This window comes from Flavobacterium chungangensis, from assembly GCF_042654045.1.
In the GTDB taxonomy this organism is placed as follows: Bacteria; Bacteroidota; Bacteroidia; order Flavobacteriales; family Flavobacteriaceae; genus Flavobacterium; species Flavobacterium chungangensis.
Window position 1 is genome coordinate 290,422 of the sequence record NZ_JBHSFY010000006.1, and the last position, 12,273, is coordinate 302,694.

The 12,273-nt window shown below is 33.7% G+C and carries 10 protein-coding genes; 6 read left to right on the forward strand and 4 right to left on the reverse strand.

Annotation, left to right across the window (positions count from 1 at the left end):
* Positions 1–300: 300 nt before the first annotated feature.
* The 4 genes from ACFO3N_RS12225 to purU all read left to right on the forward strand — a co-directional run bounded on the left by ACFO3N_RS12225 (position 301) and on the right by purU (position 3,118).
* Positions 301–723 (forward strand): cytochrome c oxidase assembly factor Coa1 family protein, encoded by a 423-nt coding sequence (locus ACFO3N_RS12225; RefSeq protein WP_379798071.1) that lies wholly within the window; start codon positions 301–303, stop codon positions 721–723.
* Between the two features lie 30 nt (positions 724–753).
* Complete coding sequence (locus tag ACFO3N_RS12230) at positions 754–1,317, forward strand: hypothetical protein (RefSeq protein ID WP_379798073.1); 564 nt, start codon at positions 754–756, stop codon at positions 1,315–1,317.
* A gap of 142 nt (positions 1,318–1,459) precedes the next feature.
* Positions 1,460–2,179, forward strand: a complete 720-nt coding sequence (locus tag ACFO3N_RS12235; protein WP_379798075.1) for a DUF4197 domain-containing protein — start codon at positions 1,460–1,462, stop codon at positions 2,177–2,179.
* A gap of 84 nt (positions 2,180–2,263) precedes the next feature.
* Positions 2,264–3,118: a formyltetrahydrofolate deformylase gene (gene purU / locus ACFO3N_RS12240; RefSeq protein ID WP_379798077.1), complete on the forward strand. Its 855-nt coding sequence runs from the start codon at positions 2,264–2,266 to the stop codon at positions 3,116–3,118.
* A gap of 189 nt (positions 3,119–3,307) precedes the next feature.
* Here the strand turns inward: purU and ACFO3N_RS12245 are convergent, their stop codons facing one another.
* On the reverse strand, positions 3,308–4,801 hold the full coding sequence (locus ACFO3N_RS12245; protein WP_250835314.1) for a catalase: 1,494 nt from the start codon (positions 4,799–4,801) through the stop codon (positions 3,308–3,310).
* A gap of 1,110 nt (positions 4,802–5,911) precedes the next feature.
* On the opposite strand from ACFO3N_RS12245, the gene ACFO3N_RS12250 reads away from it, so the two are divergent.
* Positions 5,912–6,922: an aldo/keto reductase gene (locus ACFO3N_RS12250; protein WP_379798079.1), complete on the forward strand. Its 1,011-nt coding sequence runs from the start codon at positions 5,912–5,914 to the stop codon at positions 6,920–6,922.
* Positions 6,923–6,990: 68 nt separating this feature from the next.
* Positions 6,991–7,911 carry a helix-turn-helix domain-containing protein gene (locus tag ACFO3N_RS12255; protein ID WP_379798081.1) on the forward strand — a complete coding sequence of 307 codons (921 nt, stop codon included), beginning with the start codon at positions 6,991–6,993 and terminating at the stop codon, positions 7,909–7,911.
* On the opposite strand, the gene ACFO3N_RS12260 is transcribed toward ACFO3N_RS12255, so the two are convergent.
* From ACFO3N_RS12260 to ACFO3N_RS12270, 3 genes are all read right to left on the reverse strand, one after another.
* The gene (locus ACFO3N_RS12260; protein WP_379798083.1) at positions 7,908–8,708 is read right to left on the reverse strand and encodes an ABC transporter substrate-binding protein; all 801 of its coding nucleotides are present in this window, start codon (positions 8,706–8,708) and stop codon (positions 7,908–7,910) included. The genes ACFO3N_RS12255 and ACFO3N_RS12260 overlap by 4 nt on opposite strands.
* A 365-nt stretch (positions 8,709–9,073) precedes the next feature.
* Positions 9,074–9,901 (reverse strand): orotidine-5'-phosphate decarboxylase, encoded by an 828-nt coding sequence (gene pyrF / locus ACFO3N_RS12265; RefSeq protein WP_379798085.1) that lies wholly within the window; start codon positions 9,899–9,901, stop codon positions 9,074–9,076.
* A 112-nt stretch (positions 9,902–10,013) separates the two neighbouring features.
* Complete coding sequence (locus tag ACFO3N_RS12270; RefSeq protein WP_379798087.1) at positions 10,014–12,197, reverse strand: DUF5723 family protein; 2,184 nt, start codon at positions 12,195–12,197, stop codon at positions 10,014–10,016.
* Positions 12,198–12,273 lie beyond the last annotated feature (76 nt).

Below are 12,273 nucleotides of genomic sequence, written 5' to 3' on the forward strand. Positions count from 1 at the left end.
TATGGCGCTTAACTATTTTATACTGAAAAACAAACAGTGACTATGATTAAAAATGACCCAATTTTTGGAGAACTCGAATACAAATATTTTTGGTTCAAACACACTAAAATTTTCCCTGATAATGGATGTAAACAAGATTAATGCTCTATCGGGAATAAAAGAATTAAAAATATAAAAGCTTAATTTAAAATCACCTTATAGAAACATTATAAACTGATTTTTTTATTTAATATAAAACACTGAATATCAATTGAATTTATTCTTATTTTAGCTTTATCAATTTCACCTAAAACTAAATTTATGGAAGATTCAAACGAGTTAGTACAAAGACAGAGCTGGCTAAACAGAAATTGGAAATGGTTTATTCCCAGCGGATGTTTAACGCTTTTAGTATTAGTGGCTTTATTCATTGGAGGAATTTTCTATGAAGTAACTTCGGTTCTTAAAGATTCTGAAGCCTATAAAGAATCTATGATAGCAGTAGAGAATAACAAGCTCGTAGTAGAAAAACTCGGTTCTCCCGTTGAAACAGACGGAATAGTTTCTGGAACCGTCACTTCACATAATGAGGTACGAACTTGCAATGTACAGGTTCCGTTGAAAGGTCCGAAAGGCAAAGGAACTTTATTTATCGTAGGCGAAAAAAGAGGTACGTGGAAATACTCTGAAATGTCGGTTTATATTAAAAATACAAATGAGAAAATAGATTTATTGGAGAAATAAAAATAGATTTGAGTAATTAAAATTTATAAAATGAAATCTTTTTTTAGTCTATTCATAGTCTCTTTAGTTTGTATCTCTTCTTTTGCACAATCTGCCAAAAATTACCAAGTTTACTCCAATCAAATCAAACAATTCTCAAAGCCTTCGAGAATATTGAATAAGAATATTGACGCTCAAGGAAATGGATATGTTGAATTTACAAATGCTAAAAACCAGATACTTCGTTTCCGATTGCATAATAATAAACTTCAACAAGGATCTTGCAGTATTGCTTTTGAAATATACTATTATGAAAACAATTTTCTAAAAAGAATTGAATCGCTTGACAGCAATGGCAATTTGATTGGATGTAATTTAAAACTAAACAACGAAGCTGTTGTCGAATATATAATTGAAAAACCTGCCTTATATCTCAAAAAAAAGAAAATAATCGATGATGCCGAAGGAAATATTGCCATGAAAGATGATTCTAATGAAAAAATCATTCGGGTTCAATATTTTGATGCTAATAATAAACCTATAATATTGCTAAAGCCCGTTTATATTTCGAGTAAAACCTACTGGCAAGATAATATTCGAATGGGTTGGCCATAAATTAAGATGCTAAGAAAATGAGATTCTAAGTTACTAAGTGCTCTTGTGTTAAGTTTACAACAAAATGTTAGTTTGCTTAAAATAAAATTGTGGCGTTGTTTTTGAATAAGTAGTATTTTTGAAACTTAAACAAAAACCCCAAATGAAAAAGATTTTAGTATTAGCCGTTACATTTTCGCTTACTTCTTGCGCACAGGTACAACAAACATTAAATCAGTTACCACAAATCGCATCACAGATTCCAAATTCAGGAACTGTTGATATTGCTTCAGGTTTAAAAGAAGCGCTAAACAAAGGAATTACACAACAAGTGAGTAAATTAACCGCAGTAGATGGTTTTTATAAAAATGAAGCTGTAAAAATTTTAATGCCCGAAGAATTACAAAAAGTAGATGCAACCCTTCGTAAAGTAGGTTTAAGCTCTCTTGCAGATGAAGGAATCAAAATGCTGAACCGCGCCGCAGAAGATGCCGTGAAAGAAGCAACTCCAATTTTTGTTACAGCAGTAAAAAATATGAGTTTTACAGATGCTAAAAACATTCTTTTAGGAAACGACAACGCAGCAACAAATTATTTGCAAGGAAGCACAACAACTTCATTATATGCCAAATTTAATCCAGTAATTAAAAGCTCTTTCGAAAAAGTTGGCGCAGATGCGGTTTGGAAAAATATTATTACAAAATACAACACTATTCCGCTAGTAAAGAAAGTAAATCCAGATTTAACGGATTACACGACAAATCAAGCTTTATCTGGCGTTTTTAAAATGATTGCTGTTGAAGAAAAAGAAATTAGAAACAATATTTCTGCCAGAACAACTCCTTTATTACAAAAGGTTTTTGCAATGCAGGATGGAAAATAGTTTTCATAAAGATGCTAAGACACAGAGTTGCAAAGGCACAAAGTCAACTTTGCAACTTTGTTACTAACCAAAAAAAAGACCAAAATGCAAAAAATTACCATACTCATTCATTGTAAAGATCAGAAGAATATTATTGCTTCAGTTACTACTTTTATTGCTAAGGTTGGAGGAAATATTACTTATATCGACCAGCATGTAGACGTAGAGCAAAATGTGTTTTTTATGCGTCTGGAATGTGAATTCGAAAATTCGACTATCACAGTTGAAAGTTTTAAAGAAGACTTTAATAAAACTCTTGCTGCCAAATTTGACATGTCTTGGGATTTGTACAATCAGGAGCAAAAACCTAAAATGGCTTTATTTGTTTCTAAATACGATCATTGCTTGTTTGATATTTTGGGTCGATATAGTGCCGATGAATTAGGTGTAGAAATCCCTATGATTATTAGCAATCATAACGATTTACGTTCAATTGCAGAGCGTTTTGATATTCCTTTTCACTATGTTCCGTTCACAAAAGACAACAAAGAAGAAGGAGAAGCAAGACAAATAGAACTTTTGAAAAGATATCAGATCAATTTTATTGTTTTGGCGCGTTATATGCAGATCGTGACTCCAAAATTGATTTCGCTTTACGAAAATAAAATCATCAATATTCACCATTCGTTTTTACCTGCTTTTCCAGGTGCAAAACCGTATCATTCGGCTTTTAAACGTGGTGTGAAAATTATTGGTGCGACAAGCCATTATGTAACAGAAGAATTAGACGAAGGCCCGATTATTGAACAAGATATTGCACGAGTTTCTCATATTCACTCTGTAGAAGATTTTATTATGAAAGGACGCGATTTAGAACGCATCGTTTTAGCAAGAGCAATTAAACTGCATGCCGAAAGAAAAACAATGGTTTATAGCAATAAGACGGTGGTTTTTTCTTAAGGTTCAAAGAGGCAAAGGTTCAAAGGAACAGAGATTTTTCTTTACCTAAAAAGACTTCGACTTCGCTCAGTCTGACAATAAAAATAACAAACCCGACAGGTTTTTGAACCTGTCGGGTTTAATTTTATAAATCCAGTTCAAAAGCCTTTGTCACTCTGAACCTTTGTCGCTCTGAACCTAAAAAAAAACTTATCTCGCTTTAATCGCCAATCTAGGATCATCAAAAGCATTTACTTCATCCATTGTCATTCCTAGAGCGTTTGCTACACCTGCACCATAAGCTGGATCGGCTTGGTAACAATTTCTAATATGACGCACTTGAATAAACTTCTGCGCTCCTCCTACTTGACCTGCTGTATTTTTAAACAAAAGCTGTTTTTTCTCTTCTGTCAGCAAGTTGAATAAAAGTCCTGGCTGAGTAAAATAATCGTTATCGTCTTCTCTAAAATTATGTGCATAAGCATCACCATAAATTGCCAATGGCGGTTCTTTTACTTCTGGCTGGTCTTGCCATTCGCCAAAACTATTTGGCTCATAATGTTTTCTTCCGCCATAATTTCCATCAACACGCATTGCTCCGTCTCTGTGGAAACTGTTATACGGACATCTAGAAGCGTTTACCGGAATCTGATAATTGTTTACTCCTAAACGGTAACGGTGCGCATCTCCATAAGAAAACAAACGTCCTTGAAGCATTTTATCTGGAGAAAAACCAATTCCTGGAACTACGTGAGCTGGATTAAATGCCGCCTGCTCTACTTCTGCAAAATAATTTTCTGGATTTTTATTCAATTCAAATTCTCCAACTGGAATTAACGGAAAATCTCCTTTTAACCAAACTTTAGTCAAATCGAATGGATGAAAACGATACGTTCTCGCCTGTTCTTCTGACATAATTTGAACAAACATTTTCCATTTCGGGAAATTACCTTCTTCAATTGCATTAAACAAATCCCTTTGATGGCTTTCTCTGTCTCCACCCACCAATTTAGCAGCTTCTTCATCAGAGAGATTTTCGATTCCCTGTTGCGAAACTAAATGGAATTTTACCCAATGCCTTTCGTTTTGCGCATTGATGAAACTAAAAGTATGGCTTCCAAAACCATGCATTTCTCTGTACGATCTCGGAATTCCACGGTCACTCATTACAATCGTAACTTGGTGGAGAGCCTCTGGCAGTAGAGTCCAAAAATCCCAATTGTTATCAGCACTTCTTAAATTGGTTTTTGGATCACGTTTTACAGCATGGTTCAAGTCAGGAAATTTCATTGGGTCACGGAAAAAGAAAACTGGCGTATTATTTCCTACCAAATCCCAATTTCCTTCGTTAGTGTAAAATTTCATAGCAAAACCACGAATGTCTCTTTCGGCGTCAGCAGCGCCTCTTTCTCCTGCAACAGTCGAAAATCGCACAAACATTTCTGTCTTTTTACCAATTTCAGAAAACAAGTCTGCTTTTGAGTATTTAGTAATATCGTGCGTAACAGTAAAAGTTCCGTAAGCCCCAGATCCTTTGGCATGCATTCTTCTTTCGGGAATCACTTCTCGATCAAAATGAGCCATTTTTTCTAAGAACCAAAAATCTTGTAATAAAACGGGTCCGCGAGGGCCAGCTGTTTGAATGTTTTGATTGTCTGGAACGGGTGTTCCTGTTGCAGTTGTTAATTTTTTGTTTGATTCCATATTGCTGATTTTTAATGTTTTATCAAATATACAAACTTATCTTTACCATATTAATAAGCAAAATTGATTGTTATTATATTTTAATAATCAAATTTTATTTAACAGTGCAGAAAGCTCAAAACAGCGGTTTGACAAATCTTAACGTATGGTCAACAAAGTAATAACAAAACCTTAACAGCATAAGATTGATATATGTCGGACATTTGTAATGTAATAAACTGGTTATTTATTATTTTGGTTTTGGTTAGTTAAATGATGCCGGCGTCTTCGAGATGCCGGCATTCTTTTTTTATATAAGTTTTGTTTCAAGTTTCATGTTTTCTTTGTTTCAGGTTGCTTTACTTTGAGCATAATTTTAACGCAAAGTGCACAAAGTTTTTTACTTAAGAGTTTTTGTATAAAACGCAAAGTTCGCAAACCTTTGCCTTAAAAAAACTTTGCGAACTTTGCGCAATTCTTTGCGCTCTTTGCGGTAAAAAAAACATTAACTTATCTATTTTGAACATAATTTTAACGCAAAGAACGCAAAGGTTTTTACTCAAGAGGTTTTGTATAAAACGCAAACTTCGCAAAGCTTTCTATAAAAAAACTTTGCGAACTTTGCGTAATTCTTTGCGCGCTTTGCGGTTAAACTCTCAACAATATGAACATTAACTTATATCCAACAAAGTAATAACAAGATCTTAACAGCATAAGATTGATTTATGTCGGACATTTGTAATGTAATAAACTGGTTATTTATTATTTTGGTTTTGGTTAGTTAAATAATGCCGGCGTCTTCGAGATGTCGGCATTCTTTTTTTATATAAGTTTAGTTTCAGGTTTCATGTTTTCTTTTGTTTCAGGTTGCTTTACTTTGAGCATATTTTACCGCAAAGAGCGTAAAGTTTTTTTCTCAAGAGGTTTTGTATAAAACGCAAAGTTCGCAAAGCTTTGCCTTAAAAACTTTGCGAACTTTGCGTAAATCTTTGTGTGCTTTGCGGTAAAAAACACAATCTTTTAAACATTGGCTCATTTTGGATACAACTACACGAGATTTAGATACTTTATAAAAGCAATACTGACGGATCTTTGCTAAATCAATTTTGATTTAAAATTAAAACAGTAATTATGAGTACTATCAAAAAAGTTAATTTAGGAAATCAGGGACTTGTTGTTCCAAATATTGGTTTAGGCTGCATGGGAATGAGCCAGATTGCAGGAAATGATATTTACGGTAAAGCAGACGAAACTGAATCTATACAAACAATACATCGTTCACTTGAACTAGGCGGTAATTTTTTAGATACGGCCGATTTATATGGTCCGTTGAAAAATGAAAGATTGATTTCTAAAGCTATAAAAGGAAATCGTGACGCTTACATCATTGCTACAAAATTTGGTTTTGAGATTAATGACAACGAAGAACTTACCTGGCAGTTTAATGGCAAAAAAGAATATGTAAAAAAGGCCGTAGAACGTTCTCTTAAAAATCTTGGAACAGATTATATCGATTTGTATTACCTGCACCGCGTTGATCCTAATACTCCAATAGAGGAAACAATTCAGGCAATGTCTGATTTGGTAAAAGAAGGAAAGGTTGGTTATATTGGCCTTTCTGAAGTTTCTTCTGAAACTATTAGAAAAGCGCATAACATTCATCCTCTAACGGCAGTTCAAAGTGAATATTCTCTTTTTGAAAGAAGTATTGAAGAAGACGGAATTATAAAAACATTACAAGAACTTCAAATTGGTGTAGTAGCTTATTCGCCTTTAGGAAGAGGTTTTATTTCGGGAGAAATACAACATCCGCAAGACTTAGCCGAAAATGATTTTAGACGAACAATTCCTCGTTTTCAAGGAGAACAATTTTATAAAAATATTGAACTTTTAAATGAAATAAAACTTATCGCCGACGAAAGAAAAATTACTGCTTCGCAATTGGCTTTGGCATGGATTGCATCTAAAGGATTTCTAGCCATTCCGGGTACAAAGCGAGTAAAATATGTAGAGCAAAATATTGAGGCTTCTCAGCTTATCCTGACTACTGAAGAATTGAACAGATTGGAAAACATTATTCCTCTAGGAACGATTACCGGAAATCGTTATGATGAATCTGGAATGAAGTCTGTTAATCTATAAGAAATCAGAAAAAAATCTACAGGAAAAGTTATCTTTATAACAGCTTTTCCTGTATTAAACCTAAAGCCATGAAGAAAGAAGATCATATTCCGTATAACATTACCTCTATTTCAGAATTACATCAATTATTACGAATTCCAAAACCAGATCATCCTTTGGTAAGTTTTGTAAATCTGAAAGATATAAGTTGTCATTTTGATAATAATCTAAAAAGTGTCATTTATAATTTCTACACGATTTCAATTAAAAGAGGATTTAAGGGAAAAATGAGATACGGCCAAAACTATTATGATTTTGATGAAGGTGTCATGACATTTATGGGGCCAGGACAAATTATTTCGACAGAAGTTCCAATGGATTCTTCTGTATATGGCTCAATGTTAGTAATTCATCCTGATTTTATTCAAAATTATGCTTTGGCAAAAAAAATAAAAGAGTACGGATATTTCTCTTATGCTGTTAATGAGGCATTGCATCTTTCAGAAAAAGAAGAAACAATGATTACTGGAATTATGCAGAATATCGAACAAGAATATTTGTCTTCGATTGATGCTTTCAGCCAAGATGTAATGATTTCGCATATTGAACTGCTTCTTAATTATTGCAATCGTTTTTACAACCGACAGTTTATTACCCGAAAAAATGCAAACAATACTCTTTTAACTAAACTGGAAACACTTCTTTCTGAATACTTTGAAAGTGATAAAGTGCAGCAATTAGGATTACCAACTGTCGCTTACATTTCGGAACAATTAAATGTTACGCCAAATTATCTCAGTGATATGCTGCGCTCGTTGACAGGACAAAGCACACAGCATCATATTCACAATAAAATTATTGAAAAAGCCAAAGAACTTCTTACCACAACTACCTTGAGTGTAAGTGAAACTGCTTATAAATTAGGTTTCGAATATCCTCAATCTTTTAATAAGCTTTTCAAAAGTAAAACCACAGTTTCGCCTTTAGAGTTTAGAAATTCATTTAACTAATTTTTTAATCTTTCGTGCAGTAATTTAAAATAAGGGAAAGCTTTTAACAATCGGCTGCCGTGCCAAGAAAACATTTCACCATCAACGAAAATGGTTTTAGCATGATGTGTAAATCTTCCGATTTCGAAAGCATCTTCTTCTTTAAAAGGATATGGTTCTGAAGAAAGAAAAACAATATCAGGATCGCCTTCTAAACGCATTTTTTTTAATTCGATTTCGGGATAACGACCTTTGTCTTCGTAGATATTTTTAAAATGATTTAGTTTTAGCAACTCATTGATATACGTATCTTTTCCTGCAACCATGTATGGATTTTTCCAAATAAAATAGGCCGCTTTTTTTTCTTTTATATCCTGAATATAATTTTTAAAATCGCTTAAAGCGAAAGCCAATTTGTTGTTCCATTTCTGCGCTTCGGTTCTGCAATTGAATAACTGCCCGAAATCTGAAATCATCTGGAAATTATCTTCTATAGAAACAATATTGGTAACCCAAACTGGACAAATTGCACTTAACTGTTCAACAATCTCAAGTGTATTTTCTTCTTTATTGCAGATAATAATATCCGGCTCTAAAAGTTTTATTTTTTCGAAGTGAATTTTCTTGGTACCACCAACAATCTTTTTAGTCGATTTAAAATGAAACGGATGAACACAAAACTTCGTTATTCCGATAATTTTCTCTTCTAAACCTAAATCGTACAATAACTCGGTTTGCGATGGAACTAGCGAAATGATACGCTTTGGAGCAGTTTCAAAAGTATGAACTTTGCCAAGCTGGTCTTTTATTTGTTTCATGTTTGAGGTTTGTTGGAGTGTGGAATTTAACGCAAAGCTCGCGAAGTTTTTTCGCAAAGTTCGCAGAGGTTTATGCTTAAACGTTGAGTTTAAGTTTTTTTTAAGTTCTCAAAGCTTAAAATAAATTTCCCTTTGAGAACTTAAAAAAACTGTATATAATTTCTTTGCGTACTTTGCGAAAAAACTTAGCGCACTTTGCGTTAAAATTATACTCAAAGTTAACTTTAACAAAAAAGTAAAGCTTACACGCTACTTTGAGAACTTAAGAAACTTTTAAAACACTGTATATAATTTCTTTGTGCACTTTGCGAAAAAACTCAGCGAACTTTGCGTTAAAAAATTATGCTCAAAGTTAACTTGAAACTTTAAACCTGAAACTTTAAACCAATAATTTCAGCCATTTCCTGCTGTACTTTCAAAGCCTCTTCCCTAGCCTTTTCAGCAAAGTCGGTTCCTTTTGAAGCGTAGATAATAGCTCTTGCAGAGTTTACCAAAAGACCAACTTTATCATTCATTCCATATTTGCATACTTCAGATAAGCTTCCGCCTTGAGCGCCAATTCCTGGAACTAGTAGGAAACTGTCTGGAACAATTTTTCTAATTTCAGTAAAATATTCTGCTTTTGTTGCACCGACAACATACATTAGGTTTTCGCTGTTTTTCCAAGTTTTAGAAGTCTCTAGAACTTGTTTGTACAATTCTTTTCCGTTGGTATTTAAAGTCTGAAAATCGAAAGCACCTTCGTTGGAAGTCAAAGCCAATATAATAGTATGTTTATTTTCGAATGCCAGAAAAGGCTCTACAGAATCTTTTCCCATATACGGGGCAACGGTTACACTATCAAAATTTAAATCTTCAAAAAAAGCTTTTGCATACATGCTAGAAGTGTTTCCGATGTCTCCACGTTTTGCATCTGCAATTGTAAAAATATCAGGGTAATTTTCGTTGATATAATTGATTGTTTTCTGCAAAGACATCCATCCTTTTATTCCGTATGCTTCAAAAAAAGCGGTGTTTGGTTTGTATCCAACCGTCAGATCGTGCGTTGCATCGATTATCGCTTTATTAAATTCGAAAATAGGATCTTCGGTTTCTAATAAATGCTGCGGCATTTTAGTCAGATCAGGATCCAAACCAACGCATAAAAATGATTTTTTTTGAAGAATTTGTTCGTGTAGTTGTTGTGTTGTCATATTGTATTTTTAGTTCTTCTATTTCAAAGAATTAATTCTTTTTAAAAAGTATGCAAAAATAAAAAAAGCCACTCAATTAAGAATGGCTTTTTACTTTTATATTCAGAAGCGTTTACAAATTGCCTAAATAAACAATTTCAGTTCTTCTGTTTTCTGCTCTTCCTGCAGCTGTTTTATTTGATTTTACTGGTTTTGTAGAACCGTAACCTTTAGAAGTTAAATTCTCTGGATTTACACCTTTTTCGATTAAAAGATCCATTACTACTTTTGCTCTAGCTTCAGATAATTTTTGATTTGCTTTTGCATTTCCAACATTATCTGTGTGTCCGTTAATAGTAAATTTTGCATTTGGATAATTTCTTAAGATTTCTTTTATCGCATCTAATCTTCCAGAAGTTTCTCCTTTTTTAGCGTCATTTAAAGTCGCTTTTCCAGTTGTAAAGAAAATAGATCTTGCTTCTACTTTTAGCTGCGCTAAAGTTTCTTTAGTCACTTTTGGACAACCTTTATTATCTGCTGGACCTGCAACTGTCGGACAAGCATCATCTTTATCCAAAACACCGTCTTTATCTGCGTCTAATTCTGGACAGCCTTTATTTTCTGCTGCACCTGCTTCGTTCGGGCACGCATCATCTTTATCTAAAACGCCATCTCCATCAGTATCTGGCCATGGACATCCTTTATTTTCTACAGGACCAGCAACTGTAGGACATGCATCTACATTATCCAATAAAGTATCTCCGTCACTATCTTTCCAAGGACAACCTTTATTTTCTTTTGGTCCTGCCACATCTATACAAGCATCATCTTTATCAAAAACACCATCTTTATCTGTATCTGGCCAAGGGCAACCACCATTTTCGGCTGGGCCAGCAACTTTTCTACAAGCATCTTCTTTATCAATTACACCGTCTCCGTCTGTATCTTTAAATTGTTTTTCGTAAACTGGAATCTTCATTCCTAAGTGAAAATCAGCTCCTTTAGAGTTGCTAGAAGCTAAATTACTCAAAATAGAACCAGAACCTATAAAGAAAACTCCTGCACGCAAACCTGCTCCAGCCTGCATACCACTATATTCCATATATGTCATTGGCAAATAAAAACTAAACCATCTGCTTTCGTAACGAGGCGTTAATGTAACTCGGTCAGCAATTCCGTAACCATTCAATTTACTGCCAGAAACCAGATTAATATCTCCGTTAAGGTTCAAATAGAATTTATTGTACATATTCCAATCTGCATCTGCTCGAATAGCAGTTGGCAAATTTGTTTTTACTCCTTTTGACGTTGAAGTTTTGGTATAATGTTCATTTAAGAAATCATACAAATCTTCTGCATCATCAATCATTTGTTGCGTTACTACTCCGTTTACATTATAAGTGTCAACTTTTGAGTTTTTATAATTGATCGATCCGATGTCTGTTACCGATAAACCGAAACGCAATTTATATTTATTTAAATCTCTAAAATTATTATCTGCTGGTTTTGCTTTTTTAAGATCATATTGATCATAATCAGGTCTCCATTCGTAAACCAATCCAAAATCAAAACCAAATCCGCGTGATTTTGAATCAAATTCGTAATCGTCATTGGCTTCCCAATCTTGACTTCCTCCAACCGTAACTTCACCATTTGAAATTAAAGAACCTTCTTTTGGATCTGCAGCATTTTCAATATAAGCGACATTCACATTTTTTCCGTGAACATAGGCATTTACACCACCTTGAAGGTATTTAGCCGTTAAACCTCCTTTTAAAAAGTGCTGGTCTTTTTGAAACAAAACTGCGGCATAAGAAATTCCAAGTTCACCCCAAGAATGAGAGGCAGCATTTGGACTTCCTAAATTATAATTGAAACTATCAGACTGATCTAATCCGTCTTTTACCTGATCGATAAGATACCCGTTAATCTTTCTGATATTAGAAACAGATCTCGCTCTTGTAAAAACAGCCAAAGAATGTTTTGGCGCAATATTAAACATAAAAGAGGGTCCCATGATATCAAAATTTGCCAATCCGTTGTTGGCATTTTTTGCAGAAACTTTTGACTGGCTTTCAAAATCATATCCGTCTTTGTAAACATCAAATAGTTTCACACCATATAAGTCATTTTCGACAGCACCACTAATTGAGAACAAATTAATGTCTGTTTTAAAACGTGAATCTACAATAGAAGCTGGATTGAACAAAACACTTTGAACTCCCGCATAGTTGTCATGAAAATAGCCTAAATAGGATTGTGATTTTGCTGTAAAAGAAATAATTAAAAAAAATAAAATAGGTAAATGTTTTCTCATTAAATTTAGTTTTAGATGGGCGCAAAACTACAACAATTAAAGCCTATAAAGGTTAAAAAAACATTGAATTCATGTA

Excerpts from the sequence above, each read along its gene's own strand:
- ACFO3N_RS12225 (WP_379798071.1), top strand. The coding sequence starts at position 301 with ATGGAAGATTCAAACGAGTTAGTACAAAGACAGAGCTGGCTAAACAGA.
- pyrF (WP_379798085.1), bottom strand. The coding sequence starts at position 9,901 with ATGACAACACAACAACTACACGAACAAATTCTTCAAAAAAAATCATTT.
- purU (WP_379798077.1), top strand. The coding sequence starts at position 2,264 with ATGCAAAAAATTACCATACTCATTCATTGTAAAGATCAGAAGAATATT.
- ACFO3N_RS12260 (WP_379798083.1), bottom strand. The coding sequence starts at position 8,708 with ATGAAACAAATAAAAGACCAGCTTGGCAAAGTTCATACTTTTGAAACT.
- ACFO3N_RS12235 (WP_379798075.1), top strand. The coding sequence starts at position 1,460 with ATGAAAAAGATTTTAGTATTAGCCGTTACATTTTCGCTTACTTCTTGC.
- ACFO3N_RS12230 (WP_379798073.1), top strand. The coding sequence starts at position 754 with ATGAAATCTTTTTTTAGTCTATTCATAGTCTCTTTAGTTTGTATCTCT.
- ACFO3N_RS12245 (WP_250835314.1), bottom strand. The coding sequence starts at position 4,801 with ATGGAATCAAACAAAAAATTAACAACTGCAACAGGAACACCCGTTCCA.
- ACFO3N_RS12255 (WP_379798081.1), top strand. The coding sequence starts at position 6,991 with ATGAAGAAAGAAGATCATATTCCGTATAACATTACCTCTATTTCAGAA.
- ACFO3N_RS12250 (WP_379798079.1), top strand. The coding sequence starts at position 5,912 with ATGAGTACTATCAAAAAAGTTAATTTAGGAAATCAGGGACTTGTTGTT.
- ACFO3N_RS12270 (WP_379798087.1), bottom strand. The coding sequence starts at position 12,197 with ATGAGAAAACATTTACCTATTTTATTTTTTTTAATTATTTCTTTTACA.